Raw genomic sequence first — 20,390 nt, 5'->3', positions numbered from 1 at the left:
TTAATGAATTAACTTCTTAACTAAATCCATATTTTGTTTTTCACCGATTTGAAAAAAATTACGAAATGGACATCCACTAGTTTGCACGCGATCCACTACATTTTCTATCGTGAACATTTCTGGTCGTAGTTGTTCCGTTATTTCCTCCCAATAAAGCGGTGTTGCCACTGTTCCATCTAATGTTTTCCTTGTTGAATAGGGAGCAATCAAAGTTTTATCCTTTCCGTGTTGGACATAATCAATATACAGTCTTCCATTCCGTTTGTTTTTCATTCTTTCGGTCGTAAATAGCTCGGGCTGCTGACCTTCCACGGTATAGGCGATTGCTTGAGTAAACACCCCTGTATCCTCATAAGTCATGCTTCCTTCTGGTATAGGGATATGAACTTGAAGCCCTTTATTCCCGGACGTTTTTACAAACGAAATTAACTGAAGGTCATCAAGTAGCTGTTTAATAATTAATCCAGCTTTTATTGCCCAAGCAAATTCATCTTTGTTAGGTGGGTCTAAGTCAAAAACAATCTCTTTAGGATGCTTACTAGTTATATTTTGAAATGGTACATGGAATTCCAATGCACCGTGATTTGCAAACCACATTAGAGAATCAAGCGAGTCACAAATCATTAATTTCTCATCACCTTTTCCAACCCCTTTAATAAAATCTGGTGCATAGGCGGGAAGATGCTTTTGAAAAAAAGATTCTCCATGAACCCCATCTGGACATCGGATTGTAGTAAGGGCGCGATTTTCTAAAAATGGAAGCATATAAGGAGAAATCTCACGCATATAACGCAAGAAGTTCCCCTTCGTAAAGTGAACATCTGGCCAGTAATACTTATCCGTATTAGCAAAATCAATTGATTTCGGCAGCATCGCTAAATCTAATTCTAATCTTTCAATCGTACATTCCTCTGGCTTTATATCAGGAGCAATCCGGCTAAACTCAGGCTCGCGAAGCTCACCTTGGTAAATATCTAGCGTATGAATAGCGCAACTTACTGCAGGAGGTAGTTTAAAGTTTGTTCCTTGTTTATCTCCATTTGCTACAAAAAGCTTCCTAACTGTATCAAAATCAGTATCACTTAACCCATGCTTACATTTGCCAACGGAATATAGATTCTCTCCCTGGTAAACTTGCACGGAGAAATAATCATTCTTACTATCATATTCCGTTAAGAAACCGTGTATCAGCCTCCAATTTTTAATCTTATACCAGTCCTGGTGGGTCTTTCCGGCACGATATGTACTCTTTTTGCTCTTCGCAATCATACCTTCTCCTTTGTGATCAAATATAAGCTTCCATAATTCCTTTGGATCCTGAAAAGCTTCCACATAGCCAATGCGATCCCACACATCTATTTGGAAATCGCCCTTTTGAAAGAAGGAATGAAGTTCATTCTTTCGTACCTCATAAGGCCTTTGGGACAAATCTAATCCTGATACTTCTAACAGATCAAAGGCTAACAGTGTCGCGGGCCTTCTGGAAGCAGCTTTTTGAATGGAATCTTTGTTTTTTAAACGTCCACGTTTTTGAATACTAGAAAAATTGGACTGATATGGATTGTTTAATATTACAAGTTCACCGTCTAGTTTTAAGGGAAGTAGCTTTTTTAAGGAAGCTTCTTTTTCCTTGCAAAAGGATACAATTTCAGGAAATTGCGGTGTTAAATCTTTTTTATTTTTACTAATTAGCTTAATATCACCATTCTTTTCCCAATGAAGTACACAACGAAATCCGTCATATTTCACTTCATAGAGCCACTCTTTTCCCTTAGGTATATCTTTTGTTGCAATAGGCTTCATAACATCCATACGTATAACTCCCTTCCTTAATAAGATGGATGAAAAACGAGTAAAATAATCAGGCTAGGATTAAAAATCGGTAACTACGACAAACTATGGAAAAGGGAGGAATTCGAATGCATACGATGTGGAAGGGTACAATTAGTTTCGGACTTGTGAATATCCCGGTAAAAATGCATGCGGCAACGGAAAATAAAGATGTTTCGCTAAGGCAGCTCCATAAAGAATGTAAATCACCAATTAAATATGAAAAAGTATGCCCAGTTTGCGAAAAGGAAGTCGGAACTGATGATATTGTCAAAGGGTATGAATATGCAAAGAATAAATTTGTTATTTTAGACGAGGATGACCTTGCCGAATTAAAGAAAGAACAAGAGGATAAAGCAGTAGAAATTATAGATTTTGTGAAATTAGAAGATATTGATCCAATATACTTTGAGAAGAGCTATTATCTATCACCGAATGAAGGTGGGGGTAAGGCGTATGGTTTATTACGTGCAGCACTAGAGGAAAGTGGAAAAATCGGCGTAGCTAAAATGATGATTCGTTCCAAAGAGCAGCTTGCTGTTATACGTATTTATCAAAATGCTTTAGTTGTGGAAACCATCCATTACCCAGACGAGGTTAGGGATGTAAAAGAGGTTCCGAATATCCCGGAGAAAGTGGAAATTGCGAAGAAGGAATTAGATACAGCGAAAATGTTAATCGATCAATTAACAACAGAATTTGAACCGGAAAAGTATAAGGATGAATACCGAACTGCGTTACTAGATTTAATTGAAGAAAAGAAAAATACAGATCAAACGACGACCGCAAAGGACAAGCCGAAGCCGGATAATGTTACAGACTTAATGGAAGCACTCCAAGCATCTCTAGATCGAGCTAAAAAGGATAAACCAAAACCCTCACAGCCGAAGAAGCGGAAAGCCCCAGCAAAGAAAAAGGCTGCAAAATAATAAAAAAAGCCCTCACCTTTTTTATGGTTAGGGCTTTTCGTTATAGGGAGTAAATTCAGATGAGTCTAAAAGTGCCGTGATGCGCCTGTTGTTGAACAAGATGAGACCGTAAGGAGAAAAGAGGGGCCCGGGTTGGTGGCAGATGATCCCAAAAGTGGCCGTGATGCGCCTGTTGTTGAGCAAGATGAGCCCAAAAGGAGAAGAGATAAGCCCGGGTTGCCGCAGATGCGCCCATTTTTAAACAAGATGAGCTCAAAAGGAGAAAAGATAAGCCCGGGTTGCCACAGTTGAGCCCAAAAATGGTGGTGATGCGCCCATTTATGAACAAGATGTACCCAAAACCCGAAAAGATAAGCCCAAGCTGCCGCAGATGCGCCCGTTATTGAACAAGATGTGCCCTAAGAACGAAAAGATAAGCCCGAGTTGCCACAGAAGAGCCCAAAAATTCCTAATTAACATCAGTCCCCACCAAATACTTCCAATTATATACATTACATTCCATTTTCAATCTTTCATTGCCTTTACATGTCATTAACAACCCTACTAAAATTGGTCAGATAATGCGTATTATTTTTTTGCAGCGGGTAAAGGAGTATTATAGATTCTGCATGTAAAAAAAATAGTAAAGGAATGAGCACCTTGGAACGTAACGCCTTTTTTGACAATGCAAAAGTACTCTTAATCTTCTTAGTGGTGTTTGGGCATGTAATCCAGCCTTATATTGACGGATCAACGGGAATGCATACGTTGTATACGTGGATTTATACGTTTCATATGCCAGCATTTATTTTCTTATCAGGATTTTTCGCAAAAGGGTTTGGAGATAAAGGATATATTTTAAAATTAGCAAAGAAGCTTTTAATTCCATATATTATCTTTCAGTTAATCTATTCATCCTATTATTACGTTATCGGTAAATCAAATTGGTTAACCGATATGTTTTATCCACACTGGTCTTTATGGTTTTTAATCAGTTTATTTAGTTGGCATATGTTATTAATTTTGTTTAAAAGACTACCAGTGTATGCTAGTTTACTAGTCGCTATATTACTAGGGATAACTGTAGGATATTTAGCAGCAATTGGGCATTCATTTAGTTTATCCAGGACATTTGTATTCTTCCCATTTTTCTTATTGGGATATTGGCTAAAAGAAGAGCATATTTTACTGTTGAAACGTCGCAGTGCGAAAGTTCTATCTGTCGTAGTTATGGTGACTATCGCTATTTGTATATATTTTGCCCCTGAAATTAATACAGGTTGGTTACTCGCCTCTAAATCGTATTTTGATCTTGGTATGCAAGAGTTTGGTGGGGTAGCGAGACTACTTGTTTACTTGACATCAACATTAATGGCAGCTAGTGTCCTTGCATGGGTACCATTTAAGCGAAATAGTATGACGAAGCTAGGGGAAAGAACGTTATATGTCTATCTCTTACATGGCTTTCTCGTTCAATACTTCCGAGCATATGATGTATTTGAAGTAAATAATGTACTAGATGTGATCGGGCTTGCGGGGGTTTCCATGCTTATTGTATTAGGACTATCAAGTAAACCAGTTCTAACCATGAGTCAGCCATTAATAGAATGTAAAATGACAAATATGAAAAAAATGGTTAAAAGTTATAGAACCTATGAAACTTTTTCGAGATAATATACGTATATATATGTAGCCCCCCTTTTTCTAGGAAATATAAAAAGAGCCAAACCTTCTTCATTAAAAGTAGGTTTGGCTCTTTGGTTTAAACAGCCGTTTGTATTAAAAAATAATATGAGCAAACAATACGATAACTGGTAATGTGATAATCGTACGTAGTAAGAAAATAAAGACTAAGTCTTTAAAAGAAACGGGAACTTTTGAACCTAGTAATAGTCCCCCAACCTCAGACATGTAAATAAGCTGGGTCACTGATAAGGCAGCGATAATAAATCTTGTTATTTCTGCTTCAATCGATGCTCCAATCACAGCAGGTAAGAACATGTCTGCAAAACCAATTAGAATGGTTTGTGACGCTTCCTGTGCAAAAGGTACTTGCATCAGCTCTAATATCGGAATAAATGGTGTACCTAGCCATTGAAAAACAGGCGTGTACTCCGCAATAATAAGTGCTACAATACCAAACGCCATTACAACAGGCGCAACACCCATCCACATATCTAAAACATTCTGAGATCCTTCTTTTACAAACTGATAAAAACTTGATTCCTTTTTCGCCCGACCAATCGCTTTCTCATAACCAAAGGTAAATGAATTATGCCCCTCTGGAATTTTTTCCTCTATTCCAGTAGCTCGTTCATTTACGTACGTATCTGATTTTCTAGATAATGGCGGAATTCTAGGCATAATTAGTGCTGCCACAAGTCCTGCAATCAGTACAGTAATATAGAATGGTAAAAACATATGGCTAAGTCCGACCTCAGCAATGACAACTAATGAAAAGGTAATTGAAACAATGGAGAAGGTCGTACCAATTACAGCAGCCTCACGCTTCGTATAATAGCCATCCTCATACTGTTTACTAGTCAGTAATACTCCAATCGTACCATCACCAATCCATGATGCTAAAGCATCAATAGAAGAACGTCCTGGTAACTTAAATAATGGGCGCATAATTTTCGTTGTTAGCGTACCGAATAACTCCATCAGTCCAAAGTTCATTAACAGCGGAAGAAAAATACCCGCAAACAAAAATACAGCAAATAACACATGTAATAAACTATCTAATAATAGCTGACCTGTATTTTCGCCATGAATAGCCTCTGGTCCAATTCGGAAATAAACCATTATTGCAAATACAGCAGCAAGTACTCTCGTAATGGTCCAAAACCAATTAACGAAAAGTAATTTCTGGAAAAATGGTGTTTTAGCCATCTTCTCATTACCGAGGGCTCGAGCGAGAATAGTTAAAAGTGCTGTTATTGTAATAATGATCATCATGATTAGGGACAATTGGTCTTGAAGTTGATCTTGTACCCAATTCGCTAAAATAGCAATCGGAATCGTGAAGCCATCTTCGGTTTTCATCGGAGTAATAAATAGAAGTATTCCTATTATGGAAGGGATGATAAATTTTAAATGCTCCCCAATAGAGTAAGATTTTCTCATGATAAACCACCTTATGTGTATTTTTATTAGTATATTATTATAGGTATTTTTTAAATCACTTTTATTAGTATAAATACTGTATATATATTTGTCAAAATGTATTTTTATTAAAATGCTAGATTTATAGCAGTAGAACAACAAATGATGAAAGTAATAGGTGTAAATCCTATGGATTTATGTAATAATTTGTTGCTATTTATCGGCGGGGTAGTAATAAATAACTAATTCATCAAATACATGTTGAGTATATATTCAAAAAATTGTAATATATAGTTAATAGGTATAACAGAGGGGGAAGGGTAGCGTATGAAAAACTACTTGCAAATGCACAAGGACATAGAAGTTAAATTAGATCGTAGGCTAACAAATGATGAAGTTCAATTTTTGCAATGGGTTTTTAGTCGCTATTTAGAGGAGAATAAAGATCAAAGTGCTTAAAAATGTTATATCCCCATAGAAAAACGGTTAAGTCTTGAATCATCAAGGCTTTTTTAATTTGTATGTAAAGTCTATTTTTCTTTAAGAAGGTAATACTTTTCGGTATGATATAGAAGGATGATTTTAAGAGAAGAGAGGTGTCGCAAGTGGCAGTTAGTGACGAGCGGATTTTGCAAAAAATGATGGCTGAACTAAAAGAAGCAAATAATAATCTGCATAACCAGAACGAAATGCTTAAACATATTGAAAACATCCGTTTATTATGTGATTTGTTTATACCAGAAGGTGAAGATTCACCACCAGTACAAACTTTAAATAAACCAGAAATTAATGAGGCGGAATTAAAAGCGATGGTTGGGGAGACGGGTAAATCGATCTCCACTTCTCAACAAAAGTTTAAGAAATCGATAGAGCTTGATGATGAAGGTAACGGAGATTCTATTTTTGATTTTTAAGGGAGCGAGAGTATATGAAGATTTTTTTACTAATAGGTGTGATTAATGGTTTTCTAGCTGTAGCCCTCGGGGCATTCGGTGCACATGGTTTAGAAGGCAGAATAACAGAAAAACAATTAGGGACGTGGGAAAAGGCTGTTAATTATCAAATGTTCCACACTATGGCATTGTTAGTAACAGGATTAATCGGAATGAAAATCCAAACCGGAAGTCTCTCTTGGGCTGGGTGGTTATTCTTAATAGGGATTGTCCTATTCTCAGGTAGTCTATATATTTATTCTACTACCGGAATCAAGACGTTTGCGATGATTACCCCTCTTGGTGGGATTGCCTTTTTAATCGCTTGGATTATACTTGGATATACTATAGTTAAATTTCTATAGGAAAATTAATAAAAACGTAGCAAATAAAAACAGCATGGCAGATCTCAGCATTTGTTTGATGCCATGGGTTTGATGACGCATTTTCATCGCAATTAGCCCATCGAAGATAAGACTTACTGCAACTAGATATAGACATAGAATGATGAGTAAGAATACTCCTTGGATTAATGCTATAAGTCCAAATAGTATAGCAAGTACTATTGCTACTAATTCACCCCGAATAAATTTTTCATATGGATGTCGCATGAAATCGCCTCACACTTAACATTATGTAAAAAGGATGGTACGTTAAACCATCCTTTTAGTATCCTTCATTACCTTGGAGGAAATGTTGCTAGGTTTTGGTTGCCGCCACCGTATGGGTATTCATAGTTTAATTCCTCATCAAACGTAATATAATCCAAGTAAACCATCAATAATAAGTAACGCTTTCCAGTTTGTGGATCGCTAAGTATGATATGGTCTCGACCTGCAGCCTCAACCACACCTCTAAATACTTTAGAGTTCCAATCAGGATTGTTTTCAAAAGTCATGTAAACAGTCGCTACCTTACCACGATTTAAACGTAAAATGTTCTCAATAAATGATTGTTCCGATGGTAACATTCCCGGAACATCGATAAATGGCGATTGCGGTTGTTGCTGCTGCACAGGCTGTTGACCTTGTGGAATGAATTGACGATAATTAAATGCTGGGTAAAATGCTGGAGAGGATTGTGGGAAGTAGTAATACGGTTGATAACCAAAATTCGCATTTTGTTGTGAATTTCCTTGGTTGTTGTCAGTCATTTAATAAAACCTCCTAAAAATTATTTAAAAGACTATTGGATAATCAGTTGCAGACGGAAGAAGAAGCGAAGGTAGTGGATATTTCACTGATTATACCACTGAGCAGGACATTCCCCTTCAAGTCTAAAAACCATTACACATTACTTCAGGATAAAACCTTTACCCTTTAGCTTCAAAGATTCCAGGTTGTTGATATACCATATGTTAGTACTTCTTATAACTACAAAATCAAGGCAATCTGCCATAACTCGATTTACTCCTACGTTTCCAACCATTAGCATCTATTCAACACTATCACCTTCTACCAGTTCAAATTAGTCATGCTAATAGGTATACGTCGCTTTTGTTTAATGGTATTACTCCACACGTACACCTCATCTTTATCCAAGGTCTACTATGATTATATGTATGTATAGGCGGAAAGTGATATGCCTAGAGAAAATAATTAGGAAAAAATTGTAGGGGAAGATATTGTTTACATAATATGACTAAGGGTAACTAGTAACTTGAAAAGTTCCTAGAACGGTTGAAATTTTGCTATTTCGGTTGATGATTTTCCCAAAAAGTGGATTGTCTCAGAATCTTAGTTGATGTTCCAACCATTTCAGTTGAAGCTCACTCTAAAACAACTGATACCTTCAAACTAACCGGCTTTACTCCGAAGAATATCCGACAAAACCTCACTATTTTTGCATTCACTTGAAATTTTGCACAAAAAAAGACTTCCTGTCGAAACAGAAAGTCTCCAATGTTCGATTTAAACTTCCAAGAATTTAGTAATTTCTTCTTTCTTAAATATATTGCCGACGAAGAACTCACCGAATTCACCATAGCGGGAACTTACTTCATCAAAACGCATTTCATACACGATTTTTTTGAATTGAAGTGGCTCATGTGCGAATAATGTAACGCCCCATTCCCAGTCATCTAGACCGATAGAACCCGTTATGATTTGTTTTACTTTACCAGCATATTTACGTCCTGTTTTGCTGTGCTCATAAAGCAATTTACCACGTACATCTTTTTCTAATGTATACCAGTTTTCTTCACCTACACGACGTCTATCCATTGGATAGAAACAAGCATGCTCCCATTTTGGTAAAATAGGTTTTAAGCGTGCTTGGGTTTCTGGTAATGTTTCTGGATCAATACCGTCTTTTGCAGGGCGATATTTAGACAGCTCGACAACGGAAACATAAGAATGTGCTGGAGTAAGGTACTCACCAAATTTAGATTTATTTAACTCTGTTTCGATTTCGTTTAATTCTTCCATAGTAGGACGTAGGAACATAAACATTAAATCTGCTTTTTGACCTACAATTTTATACATAGCATGAGAGCCATTTTTAGCTTCTTCAACAGCATCCCATTTTGCAATTAATGCTTCAAAGCTTTCTATCGCTTCTTTTTTATCTTCTGGAGTTGCAGTTTTCCAGTAAGTCCAATCTATTGTGCGGAAATCATGTAGGCTATACCAACCATCCATTGTTTCGACAGCTTCTACCATATGTATCTCTCCTTAAAAGTATTATCATAATCATAAGTTTACTATATCACAAATGAATCTCATAATCATGGAAGAGACATTTTGTTGAAGTGATATAAAAACCCCGATATATCAACGTTTATAGGTGTTTTCGGCCCGTTTGTCACGATATTGTCGATTTCTTCCGATGTGTCATTGCTTTTCATTCGAGTAGTATTTGTACTATGATGATAATGGTCTAGACATCGAGATATGTGCAACATTTCCTGCTAGTTGATACATATTAAGTACATACAACAATTGGAGGTAATAATATGAACTTATTTGATGAAGTAAAATCACAAGTAAATGGTAAAAATAAATCGATCGTATTTCCGGAAGGGTTAGACGAACGAGTTTTAACTGCTGCTAGTAAGCTTGGAGCGGAAGGAATTCTTGAGCCCATTGTAGTTGGCGATAAAGAAGCTGTTCAGAAAAAAGCGGATGAACTCAATCTAGACTTAGGCTCAACTACGGTTCTTGACCCAAACAACTATGAAAAATTTGATGAAATGGTTCAAGCATTTGTAGAACGTCGTAAAGGAAAAGCATCAGAGGAAGATGCTCGTAACTTGTTGTTAGACGAAAACTACTTTGGCACAATGTTAGTGTATTTGAATGAAGCAGACGGGCTTGTAAGTGGAGCGGCTCATTCAACTGCAGATACTGTACGCCCAGCGCTACAAATTATCAAAACAAAAGAAGGCGTGAAGAAAACGTCGGGTGTCTTTATCATGGTACGTGGTGATGAAAAATATGTGTTTGCAGATTGCGCGATTAATATTGCACCAGACAGTAATGATTTAGCAGAGATTGCAGTTGAATCAGCTACTACAGCAAAACTATTTGGAGTTGATCCAAAGGTAGCCATGCTAAGCTTTTCTACTAAAGGTTCTGCTAAATCACTTGAAACAGAAAAAGTAGTGGAAGCATTACAGATTGCCAAAGAAAAAGATTCATCTCTTGTCATTGATGGGGAATTCCAATTTGATGCAGCGTTTGTTCCAAGTGTAGCGGCTAAAAAGGCTCCAGATGCTGTCATTCAGGGTGATGCGAATGTATTTGTTTTCCCAAGCCTTGAAGCTGGAAACATCGGATATAAAATTGCCCAACGTCTAGGTGGATTCGAAGCGGTTGGTCCGATTTTACAAGGATTAAATAAACCGGTTAATGATTTATCTCGTGGATGTAGTGCGGAAGATGTTTATAATTTAGCATTGATTACGGCTGCTCAAGCATTGTAATCAATAGTGGTCTGCAATAGAAAAATCTGTTGCAGGCTTTTTTTATGCTATACTAGTTCAAAATATTTAGAAAGGGGGAAGGGAGATGGACAAGCATTTATTCCTATTTGGTGGCGGGTCACCTTTTACTGAAAGATTTGCCAAGAAATTTGTAGATTTAAGTTCAGGTGGTCAAGTGGCGATTCTTTTCTTAGATGGTGGAGAACCAATCGTCCATCGATATACGGACCGGTTAGAAGAGTTAGGGCAAGAAGACTTTTCCTACATACCTATGCCTTCTACATCAGTGGAGAACACTATTAACATAATAAATAGTTGTACAGGTCTTATTATTTGTGGGGGTGAATCTGCTAAATATGCAGAATGTATTGTTGATACAAAGATAGCCGATGCGGTGCGTGATGTTTTTGCGAAAGGTATACCAATTGCAGGTTTTTCTGCTGGGGCGCTTATTAGCACAGAAATATGTGTCATTTCTGCTCGAGATGGAGGTTGGGAACACTATCTGAAGCGAAATGGACTAGGTTTACTAAAGGACACATTAATTGCGGTACATTTCTCAGAGTGGAATGAAGAAGAGCATCTTAGAAAGATTACAAGTGATATGGAAACTATCTATAACTATGGGATAGATGAGCAAACTGGGATTTATTTTAAAAATGATATCATACATGCATTTGATGGTGGCCATGTCTTCACATTGGAAAAAGGAAGCTTAATCCAGTTACATTAAGCTTCCTTTAGCATTTCTATGATTTTCTCATTTCTTTTCACCATCTGTTCCAAACGCTTTTCAAACTCATGAATCTCGTCATCAGAAAACGCCATCTCAACAACTTCACCTAATTCTAGTAACGTAGCTTTAACTCGTTGTTTCATGTCCTTTACTGAAAGCGGATATCCGGTCAAACTTGATAATGAACCCATTACTTCTGGATTTACATTCGGATAAGTAAATTTTGTTTCTTCACCTTTTATACTAACATTATAAAATTCCCGTATGAGAGAAGCACGCTCATGGCTATTCCCTTCAATATCAAGATAAATTTGAATAGCTGCCCCATCACGAACTCTACGCTGGGAAATACCTGCAAATTTTTTCCCGCCAATGCTTAAATCATAGTCTCCAGGACAGTAAGATTCCACAATTTCATATGCTTCAATTTCTTCTGTAACGTCTTTCAACATATATTGCACAAAACGAACCATTGCCTCGTAGCATTCATGAATCGATAAATGCTTAACACCCGGAAGTACGAGCGAAAGATTTAATACCCCTTCATCTAATGCAACCGCAAGCCCTCCGGAATTCCGGACGATAACGTGATAACCGTGACTAGCTAATAGCCTAACCCCATCTTCTACATAGGGAAGACGAGCATCTGGAATACCAAGTACAATGGTTTTTGGATGCACCCAAAGCCGCATAGTTGGTGGAGACTTATCTAAACTAACAGAAGTTGCAAGTGCATCATCGATTGCAAATGCGGTTAAGGCTGTATTCGACACGTTATGAAAAATATTTTCTTTCGTATGGTCAATGTAGCGAAATGTCGTATGATGTATGATTTCCTGCCATTTTTTCATTTTGTTCTCCTTTGCTATTTCAGAAAAATGTCTTTTTTCGCCTGAATATCTATTATATAATGATAACAAAATCGTCGAATAGAAACGAGTTGAAACATTGTGGCCTACAAAGATGAAAAGCTTCATGAGGAAAAGGTGTTTAAAGATCCGGTACATAGATATGTCCATGTTCGTGACCGCGTCATTTGGGATCTGATTGCAACACCTGAATTCCAACGCCTCCGTCGAATAAAGCAATTAGGAACCACGAATATTACATTCCATGGGGCAGAGCATAGCCGTTTTAACCACTCTTTAGGTGTATATGAAATTGTCCGCCGTATTATCGAAAATTTCCAAAATAGACCACATTGGAATAATGAAGACCGATTACTATGTATGTCTGCAGCATTACTACATGACTTAGGACATGGTCCATTTTCTCATTCCTTTGAAAAAGTATTTAAACTGGATCATGAATATTTTACCCAAGCTATTATTTTAGGTGATACAAGTGTAAATAAAATTTTAGAACGCGTGAGTCCTGGTTTTGCGCAAGAAGTGGCAGATGTCATCGCAAAAACCCATTCTAACAAACTAGTAGTTAGCTTGATTTCCAGTCAGATAGATGCGGACAGAATGGATTACTTACAACGTGATGCATATTTTACCGGGGTTAGCTACGGTCATTTCGATATGGAGCGTATTCTACGTGTGATGCGTCCGATGGAAGACCAGGTCGTCATTAAATCTTCTGGGATGCACGCGGTGGAAGATTACATCATGAGCCGTTATCAAATGTACTGGCAAGTATATTTCCACCCGGTAACGAGAAGTGCAGAGGTTATCTTAACGAAAATCCTGCACCGTGCTAAACATCTCTATGAATCAGAGTATAGCTTTAAGTTACAACCGACCCATTTTTTATCGTTCTTTTCTGGAGATGTGTCTTTAAATGAATATTTAAAGTTAGATGAGTCTATCGTGCATTATTACTTCCAGCTATGGCAAGAGGAAGATGATGAGATATTACGTGATTTATGTGAGCGATTTATGAATAGACGTTTATTTAAGTATGTGGAATTTAATCCAAACAAACAGTTTAACGATATACTTCGCCTAATTGAGTTGTTTAAAGGAGCGGGGATTGACCCTGATTATTATCTTGTAGTGGATTCTTCTTCCGACTTACCGTATGACTTTTACCGTCCAGGTGAAGAAGAGGAACGACTTCCAATTCATTTACTAATGCCAAACGGCTCCTTAAAAGAGCTTTCTAGACAGTCAGATATAGTGGAATCCATCTCAGGTAAGAAACGAACTGATCATAAATTATATTTTCCGAAAGACTTTTTATACGCAATCAAAGACGAAACCATTGTACAAGAAATCACAGAAATTCTATATGGCAAGGAGATGGAATAAATGCTTGAAAATCATGCAAAATTAATGCAGTTTTTTTCCGAAGCAAAGAAGATTACAGGGAGAAAAAAGCTACAAAAAATGGTCTATATTTTACAATCATTTGGTGTTCCTTTTGAGGAAAAGTTTCAATTTCACTTCTACGGGCCATATTCAGAAGAGCTCTCTTTACGTATAGAAGAGTTGTGTAATTTAGGATTTATTCAAGAAGAAAAAGAAGTGAAAAGTAATTATTTTCAATACCATTATACGTTAACAAATGACGGGACAGCGTTTTTAAATCAATTTGGAGTGGATATGCCGAACTGTTCGGGGAGTATTGAGCTTTTGCAGGGGAAAAGCTCTCGTTTCCTTGAGCTCGTATCTACGATGCTATATTTTAAAGATTTACCAAAGAATGAAGTAGAAGAAAAAGTACATGCGGTAAAACCGAAACAAAAGTTTAGTGACGAAGAGATTGCTGATGCATGGAAGTTAATGGATGAATTAAATAAAAAGCTTCACTAAACCTATAGGAGTGAAATGGATTATCAAGCTGTGCTACAATAGTGGATAATCAGTTTCTTAGGAGGTTTGCCAATGAGCGGGGATAATAAAAATCAATTTACAATTATAAAAGATGATTCCAATGACGGGCATGGTGGCTATGGCGTAGGGGCCATTAGTCTGGAAAACATGTCATCGGTTATTGTGGATCCGAATGAAAATAAAGCCTATGTGGATATGGGGGCAATGCATGCTCGAAGTGATGTTGAACGTCGAGTGAAATTCCAACCAGATCGTACGAAGGTGCCAAATGGCCTGTTATACTGGATTGTTTGGGTAAATGTTGCCCGTAATGAGAATGGTCCATATTATGCAGGGGTAACTGGTTGTGAAATACTAGTTGACCGTCCAAATAAAATAGCCTATAAATCCATGCCAGAGCATGTGAAACATATGGAAAAGTCCCTGAAAGGACACGTTATTGTAGAACATATGGATGAAAAATCAAGACATTTATTACGCGACTTTTTAAAGGAATTCAAACCTGACTTCTGGGAGAATTCTACTGATGAGTTAAAAGAAGCATTAGAATAGGTTTAAGAGACTAGCAACTAGAATTGGTTGCTAGTCTTTTTTTATTTGGTGAAACAAATTTCTTGCATATACGTAATAAAAAGGGAAGGGGGCGATATCAATTAAGTTGATAAAAGGATTCTTCGTGGTTTGTATAGTTTTCGCATTGTTTGGATGTTCAGAAGAAACACTTGAGACTGGGTTAACGCTTGAACAACGCGTCATTAATTTACTTGAAGAAAATGATATTAACTACAAAGACATTATAGAATATGACCTAAAAGATAACTATATCTTTGTCATCTATCAACTAAATGAAATCGGAAATGCTTTAGGAGTAGCTAGTATTGAGAACACTACAGATGGACTAGAGTTGAGACATAACGCAGATGGTAGCTCTCCTGTAACGCTGATTGTGGGAGAAGAAGATGCACCTATCGTAACCTTATATCAACCTCGGGAAACATCAAATATAAAAGAAGTGAATGTATTTGGGAAGACGGCAAGGAAGGTACTGTATCATGATAATCTAATGGAAGGAGTTACTATTGAAAAGACATATTGGATTGCTTATTCCTATATTATTCCAGATTTTTTTGAAGACATTGAGATAATAGAAGAGTAGTTTTAATACGACAGAACAGAAAAGTGAACAAAATGTGTCTGAAAAATGAAACTTTTAATAAAATCTTGTACTTTGCTTCAGAAATTTGTAAACTAATTATTACATGGGCTTACTCATGTATTACTAGGACAAAAAAGAAGCCGACACCTGCAAGCTGGACACTTGCGGTTGTCGGCTTCTTTTGTTTGGCGTGTGGAATAATGGGATGAAAAGGCTTAAAGGTAAAAAACATGTGCCTGGAAGAAGGGGACATCGACCCTAAAGAGAGGAACTTCTACCTGAAGATAGAATACATTGGCCCCTTAGTTAAGAACATGAGACCAATAAAAAAGTAGATGCACCTAAGATTGGAGCACATGGGCCCATTTGTTTAGAGCATGTACCCGATAGCAAGGCACATGCTCCTAAAAGATCTAATAGATTTCCAACCCATAACATACAAGAATTCCTCATGTATAGGCAATTAGCTAATTAAAAAAACACCTCAAACCACCGTTGAAACAACCCCTTTTCCTCTACTTCCTCATGACCATGCTCCTCCTCATCCCCATAAAAGTGATCTGAGCAATGGAAGTCAGGTTCGGTGCCTTCTTCGAAAAACATGACGGTACTAGTTGGGCATTGTGGTGTAGCACGCAAACCAGTAGAAGGGTCAACTGGTACGGCGACTAGTCCTTCGGGTGCCTCGAAATGTTCTTCCGACTTTCCTTCATGTGCTTCTTCCATAAACGCAGACCAGATTTCCTTGGCATAGGAGCGTTCAGGTATCGAAGTAATCGTTCTATTGTCATCGTATCCAGTCCAGATGCCAGTAACAAGAGATGGGCTATAACCTATCATCCAGCTATCTGAATCGGTGGAACCGGTTTTTCCAGCATAAGTACGGCTCAAATCATCGGCAATGGAAGCCCCAGTTACAGACATATAGCCATTTAGTGACTCATCAAACATACCAGTCATTAGCTGGGTTAGGATAAAGGCTTTTTGTGGATCTAAGGCTAACTCTCTGTCATGATCCCGCTCATAGACTGTTCTGCCTTCTCGATCAACAATTTTTTCAATCGTATAGCCGTCTATTGAATAACCACCGTTAGCTAGCATCCCATATCCAGATACCATTTCTTCTACGGTTACTGTTGCAGTTCCTAGCGCAAGAGACGGAACGGAAGGTAGTTTACTCTTGATTCCAAATTTCCGAGCAGTGTTAACAAGAGTATCTGTCCCTAAATACATATTCGTTTTCACCGCATAAATATTATCAGACAGAGCGATAGCTTGTGCTAACGTAATTGGCTCGTCTGCATAATAGCCATTAAAATTACTCGGTTGATATACTTTTCCATTGCCAATTTCAAAGGTAGTCGGCTTACTCATAAGCATGGTTGTTGCGGTGTAGCCATTTTGCAAAGCAGCATAATAAAGAAATGGCTTAAAGGCTGAGCCAGGCATTCGTTTTGCTTGGATTGCTCGGTTAAAAGGGCTCTTTGCATAGTCCCGCCCTCCAACTAAAGCACGGATAGCACCGTTTTTCGGATCGATCGCCACAGCTCCAACTTCCATGTCACTTGAATCAGCAATCGTCTTCGATACACTTTCCTCTAATTCTTTTTGTAGCTTACTATCTAATGTCGTATAAATTTCATACCCACCAGAGCGAATAGATTCTTGGTCAAGTTCTAACCGATTCATAGCTTCTGATAGGACGGTGTCTTGAAAGTATGGGCCAACACTTAACTGTTCTCTATCTTTCGGATCAGCATAGGTGAGGTGCTCCCTGCTGGCTAAGAAATACTCTTCATCTGTAATGACATCTTTTTCGTGCATGATAGTTAAGATATGCTGTTGACGATTCCGAGCACGTTCTAAATCGTTCTGTGGAGAATAATAAGTCGGTCCCTTAGGAATACCGGCAAGCATGGCAGCTTCTGCAATTGTTAGTTCATCAGCGCTTTTATTGAAGAAATGGTTACTAGCTGCCTCAATCCCATAAGCACCATGACCGTAGTAAACGGTATTCAAATAGCCTGCCAAAATTTCTTCCTTGGAGTAAAACATTTCTAGCCTTATTGCGTAAAAGGCTTCTTTCAGTTTCCTTGTCCATGTCTTTTCATGAGACAGAAATAGGTTCCGTGCATATTGTTGGGTAAGTGTGCTGGCTCCCTCTTTCAAGGACATCGTTTTGATATCTTTTAATATAGCGCCAATAATCCGTTTTATATCAAAGCCGTTATGCTTATAGAAACGTTGGTCTTCAATCATCAAGGTCGCTTCTACTATATTAGGAGACATTTTCTCAAGTCCAACCCAATGGCGATTTTCTACTCCGTGCTCCTCACCAATGACTTCACCACTAACACTGTAATAGGTCGTTTTTTGATCATTTAACAAGTTAGGTGGACCAAGTAAAAGGGCGAAAAGGTAAATGAGTAGCAATCCAGATATACAAAATAATGTCATACCAAATACCATTTTTAGTAAAAGCCGTTTGATTTTCTTAGATAGAATAGTTTTCTCCATGTGCGAATCTCCAATTGATTTGTCGTATATTGTCATTTAATATCATTATGGGAAAAGTAAAGAGGAAATAAACTTCAAATTATATATATTGAAATATGCTTTAGATTGTCGCTATAATAGTACAATATGAGCAAATAGTAGGGGCGACGAAATGAAAAAAGAAGTGATCATTCATTTACATACTGTAATTGAAGATAACGGATTAGAGGAAGCAAGTACTGTGAAACAGAAGGGTAACTATTTTCAAAAGAATAATATGGATGTTATTGCTTTTGAAGAAGAGCTGGAAGGTAATCAATTGATTAAAAGTATGATTACTATCCAGCCAGGGAAGGTGAATATTAAGCGGTCCGGAGTTGTTTCGATGAATCAGCAATTTCTTTCAGAAAAAGTGACCGAGAATGTTTACTCCCATCCACATGGTCATATTCATATGGAAACTTTTACAAAATCGATCGATTATCAAAGACCGGTTGAAAAACAAGAAGGTCATTTAAAAGTAGAATATACAGTAAAACTGAACGGACAAGATGAACGTAATCATACACTTACGCTTAAAATTAACGAGGAGGATAAATAATGAACGTCTTAGCACAAACAGAGAATAATTTAAAAGAGCAAATACGTGCAGCTGTAGTAAATGCAGAATTAGCACAAGAAACGGAAATTCCGGATATCATTTTAGAAAAGCCAAAGGATAAATCCCATGGTGATTTTGCAACGAATATTGCCATGCAACTGGCACGTGTTGCCAAAAAAGCTCCAAGACAAATTGCGGAGGCAATCGTGGAAAGTCTAGATGCATCAAAAGCTTCCGTTGAAAAGGTTGATATAGCAGGACCTGGCTTTATAAACTTTTTTATGAAAAATGATTTCCTGACTGATTTAATCCCTACTATTTTAGATGCGGGTGAAGAATATGGAAAAACAGAACACGGAAAAGGGACAAAGGTTCAAGTTGAATTTGTTTCGGTAAACCCTACCGGAAATCTTCACTTAGGACATGCTCGTGGAGCAGCTTATGGAGATGTGCTATGTAATGTACTAAGTGCTGCAGGATATGAAGTGGAACGTGAATATTATATTAATGATGCCGGTAATCAAATTGATAATCTAGCTCTATCGGTTAATGCTCGTTACTTACAAGCCTTAGGGCAAGATGTAGCAATGCCAGAAGATGGCTACCATGGTCAAGATATTATCGCAATTGGGAAGCAATTAGCTGAAGAACATGGGGATGAGTGGGCAAATAAATCAGAGGAAGAGCGTTTAGCTTTCTTCAAAGAATTTGGCCTAGAGCATACGCTAGGTAAAATTAAAACGGATCTTAATGATTTCGGTGTTTATTTTGATAATTGGTTCTCAGAAAGAAGCTTATATAAAAATGATGAGATTTCAGAAGTTCTCGAGAAGTTAAAAGAAGCAGGCTACATTTATGAAAAAGATGATGCAACATGGTTCCGTTCAACCGATTTCGGTGATGATAAAGATCGCGTACTAGTGAAAAATGACGGAGCATTTACGTATTTGACACCAGATATTGCATATCATCAAAATAAATTGAATCGAGGCTTTGATAAGCTAATCAACGTATGGGGTGCTGACCATCATGGGTATATCCCTAGGATGAAAGCGGCTATTCAAGCGCTTGGCTATGACCCGGAACGTTTAGACGTAAAAATTATTCAAATGGTAAATCTATTTGATGGTGGAGAAAAGCTTCGTATGAGTAAGCGGACAGGAAATGCAGTTTCACTTAGAGAATTAATGGATGAGGTTGGTGTTGACGCGGTACGCTACTTCTTTGTTGCTCGTTCTAATGATTCTCAGCTTGATTTCGATGTGGAGCTTGCTCGTTCCGAGTCAAATGATAATCCGGTTTTCTATGTACAGTATGCACATGCTCGTATTTGTACAATGCTAAAACAGGCAGAAGCGAAAGGAATTGAACTTAAACAAACGTTTGATTCATCTTTATTAACTTCTGAAAAAGAGCTTGATCTGATGAAGAAGATGGGAGAGTTCCCACAAGTAATCGTCGATGCAGCAGAAAAACATGCACCACAAAAAATAACCCAATATGTGTTTGATTTAGCATCATTACTGCACAGCTTCTATAATGCAGAAAAAGTACTAGACACAGAAAAATTAGAATTAACGAATGCAAGAATTGCTTTAATGAAAGCAGTTCGTACAACGATTGCGAATGGCCTGAAATTAATCGGTGTCAATGCGCCTGAGAAAATGTAATTAAAGTAATATGGAACGTAATACTCGCACAGAAAAATTCGCCTATGAAATTCTGTGCGAGTTTTTTATTGGTAATATGTTAATTCTTACCATCCATACAAAGTCTAATATCTTCAAAAATAGGTTGACTGAATAGTCATTCATAATTTATAGTAGTAGAAGAAATACTCTTTTTTATTTTCGGAAAAATGCAATCGCTACCATTTGGGCTCGAGAGTAATACTTGAAAAAAGAATTAATACATTAAGAAAAAG

The 20,390-nt window shown here is 37.4% G+C and carries 20 protein-coding genes and 1 pseudogene; 13 read left to right on the top strand and 8 right to left on the bottom strand.

What is annotated here, in order from left to right:
* A complete protein-coding gene (locus AB1K81_RS08395; RefSeq protein ID WP_412976209.1) occupies nucleotides 1–1,812 on the bottom strand; it encodes a DNA ligase D in 1,812 nt (603 codons plus the stop codon).
* 107 nt (nucleotides 1,813–1,919) lie between these two features.
* On the opposite strand from AB1K81_RS08395, the gene ku reads away from it, so the two are divergent.
* On the top strand, nucleotides 1,920–2,759 hold the full coding sequence (gene ku, locus AB1K81_RS08390) for a non-homologous end joining protein Ku (protein ID WP_412976208.1): 840 nt from the start codon (nucleotides 1,920–1,922) through the stop codon (nucleotides 2,757–2,759).
* Between the two features lie 639 nt (nucleotides 2,760–3,398).
* Nucleotides 3,399–4,412, top strand: a complete 1,014-nt coding sequence (locus tag AB1K81_RS08385) for an acyltransferase family protein (RefSeq protein ID WP_412976207.1) — start codon at nucleotides 3,399–3,401, stop codon at nucleotides 4,410–4,412.
* Between the two features lie 105 nt (nucleotides 4,413–4,517).
* Here the strand turns inward: AB1K81_RS08385 and AB1K81_RS08380 are convergent, their stop codons facing one another.
* On the bottom strand, nucleotides 4,518–5,864 hold the full coding sequence (locus tag AB1K81_RS08380) for a YjiH family protein (RefSeq protein WP_412976206.1): 1,347 nt from the start codon (nucleotides 5,862–5,864) through the stop codon (nucleotides 4,518–4,520).
* Nucleotides 5,865–6,170: 306 nt separating this feature from the next.
* On the opposite strand from AB1K81_RS08380, the gene AB1K81_RS08375 reads away from it, so the two are divergent.
* From AB1K81_RS08375 to AB1K81_RS08365, 3 genes are all read left to right on the top strand, one after another.
* On the top strand, nucleotides 6,171–6,302 hold the full coding sequence (locus AB1K81_RS08375; RefSeq protein WP_412976205.1) for a hypothetical protein: 132 nt from the start codon (nucleotides 6,171–6,173) through the stop codon (nucleotides 6,300–6,302).
* 146 nt (nucleotides 6,303–6,448) lie between these two features.
* On the top strand, nucleotides 6,449–6,757 hold the full coding sequence (locus AB1K81_RS08370; protein ID WP_412976204.1) for a YwdI family protein: 309 nt from the start codon (nucleotides 6,449–6,451) through the stop codon (nucleotides 6,755–6,757).
* Nucleotides 6,758–6,771: 14 nt separating this feature from the next.
* Entirely contained in the window at nucleotides 6,772–7,140 is a 369-nt protein-coding gene (locus AB1K81_RS08365; RefSeq protein ID WP_412976203.1) for a DUF423 domain-containing protein, read from the top strand.
* On the opposite strand, the gene AB1K81_RS08360 is transcribed toward AB1K81_RS08365, so the two are convergent.
* The 4 genes and pseudogenes from AB1K81_RS08360 to hemQ all read right to left on the bottom strand — a co-directional run bounded on the left by AB1K81_RS08360 (nucleotide 7,135) and on the right by hemQ (nucleotide 9,435).
* Nucleotides 7,135–7,386, bottom strand: a complete 252-nt coding sequence (locus tag AB1K81_RS08360; RefSeq protein WP_412976202.1) for a hypothetical protein — start codon at nucleotides 7,384–7,386, stop codon at nucleotides 7,135–7,137. The two genes, AB1K81_RS08365 and AB1K81_RS08360, sit on opposite strands and share 6 nt — an antisense overlap.
* A 68-nt stretch (nucleotides 7,387–7,454) precedes the next feature.
* Nucleotides 7,455–7,928: a spore coat protein GerQ gene (gerQ, locus tag AB1K81_RS08355; protein ID WP_412976201.1), complete on the bottom strand. Its 474-nt coding sequence runs from the start codon at nucleotides 7,926–7,928 to the stop codon at nucleotides 7,455–7,457.
* 168 nt (nucleotides 7,929–8,096) lie between these two features.
* Nucleotides 8,097–8,209, bottom strand: a pseudogene (locus AB1K81_RS08350) (cell wall hydrolase); the annotation flags it as partial.
* A 476-nt stretch (nucleotides 8,210–8,685) separates the two neighbouring features.
* Nucleotides 8,686–9,435, bottom strand: a complete 750-nt coding sequence (gene hemQ / locus AB1K81_RS08345) for a hydrogen peroxide-dependent heme synthase (protein WP_412976200.1) — start codon at nucleotides 9,433–9,435, stop codon at nucleotides 8,686–8,688.
* Between the two features lie 293 nt (nucleotides 9,436–9,728).
* On the opposite strand from hemQ, the gene pta reads away from it, so the two are divergent.
* Both pta and AB1K81_RS08335 read left to right on the top strand, forming a co-directional pair.
* Nucleotides 9,729–10,697, top strand: coding sequence for a phosphate acetyltransferase (gene pta / locus AB1K81_RS08340; RefSeq protein ID WP_412976199.1), 969 nt, complete (start codon nucleotides 9,729–9,731; stop codon nucleotides 10,695–10,697).
* An 85-nt stretch (nucleotides 10,698–10,782) separates the two neighbouring features.
* On the top strand, nucleotides 10,783–11,430 hold the full coding sequence (locus AB1K81_RS08335) for a Type 1 glutamine amidotransferase-like domain-containing protein (RefSeq protein ID WP_412976198.1): 648 nt from the start codon (nucleotides 10,783–10,785) through the stop codon (nucleotides 11,428–11,430).
* Here the strand turns inward: AB1K81_RS08335 and AB1K81_RS08330 are convergent.
* Complete coding sequence (locus AB1K81_RS08330) at nucleotides 11,427–12,284, bottom strand: lipoate--protein ligase family protein (protein ID WP_412976197.1); 858 nt, start codon at nucleotides 12,282–12,284, stop codon at nucleotides 11,427–11,429. The genes AB1K81_RS08335 and AB1K81_RS08330 overlap by 4 nt on opposite strands.
* Nucleotides 12,285–12,383: 99 nt before the next feature.
* Here AB1K81_RS08330 and AB1K81_RS08325 point away from each other — a divergent pair, with 99 nt between their 5' ends.
* From AB1K81_RS08325 to AB1K81_RS08310, 4 genes are all read left to right on the top strand, one after another.
* Nucleotides 12,384–13,688, top strand: a complete 1,305-nt coding sequence (locus AB1K81_RS08325) for an HD domain-containing protein (protein ID WP_412976196.1) — start codon at nucleotides 12,384–12,386, stop codon at nucleotides 13,686–13,688.
* Nucleotides 13,689–14,192 (top strand): YwgA family protein, encoded by a 504-nt coding sequence (locus AB1K81_RS08320; protein ID WP_412976195.1) that lies wholly within the window; start codon nucleotides 13,689–13,691, stop codon nucleotides 14,190–14,192.
* Between the two features lie 72 nt (nucleotides 14,193–14,264).
* Nucleotides 14,265–14,765 (top strand): YwhD family protein, encoded by a 501-nt coding sequence (locus AB1K81_RS08315; protein WP_412976194.1) that lies wholly within the window; start codon nucleotides 14,265–14,267, stop codon nucleotides 14,763–14,765.
* 106 nt (nucleotides 14,766–14,871) lie between these two features.
* Nucleotides 14,872–15,369 (top strand): hypothetical protein, encoded by a 498-nt coding sequence (locus AB1K81_RS08310; protein WP_412976193.1) that lies wholly within the window; start codon nucleotides 14,872–14,874, stop codon nucleotides 15,367–15,369.
* 471 nt (nucleotides 15,370–15,840) lie between these two features.
* Here the strand turns inward: AB1K81_RS08310 and AB1K81_RS08305 are convergent, their stop codons facing one another.
* Nucleotides 15,841–17,886 (bottom strand): transglycosylase domain-containing protein, encoded by a 2,046-nt coding sequence (locus tag AB1K81_RS08305; protein WP_412976192.1) that lies wholly within the window; start codon nucleotides 17,884–17,886, stop codon nucleotides 15,841–15,843.
* A 151-nt stretch (nucleotides 17,887–18,037) separates the two neighbouring features.
* Between AB1K81_RS08305 and AB1K81_RS08300 the strand changes: the two genes are divergently transcribed.
* Entirely contained in the window at nucleotides 18,038–18,466 is a 429-nt protein-coding gene (locus AB1K81_RS08300; protein ID WP_412976191.1) for a YwiB family protein, read from the top strand.
* Nucleotides 18,466–20,136 (top strand): arginine--tRNA ligase, encoded by a 1,671-nt coding sequence (gene argS / locus AB1K81_RS08295; RefSeq protein ID WP_412976190.1) that lies wholly within the window; start codon nucleotides 18,466–18,468, stop codon nucleotides 20,134–20,136. Before AB1K81_RS08300 ends, argS begins: the two co-directional genes overlap by 1 nt.
* Nucleotides 20,137–20,390 lie beyond the last annotated feature (254 nt).

Source organism: Ornithinibacillus jepli (genome assembly GCF_047228935.1).
GTDB lineage: Bacteria > Bacillota > Bacilli > Bacillales > Amphibacillaceae > Ornithinibacillus.
Note: the sequence above shows the minus strand (reverse complement) of the source record. Positions and strands in the feature narration are given on the sequence as shown.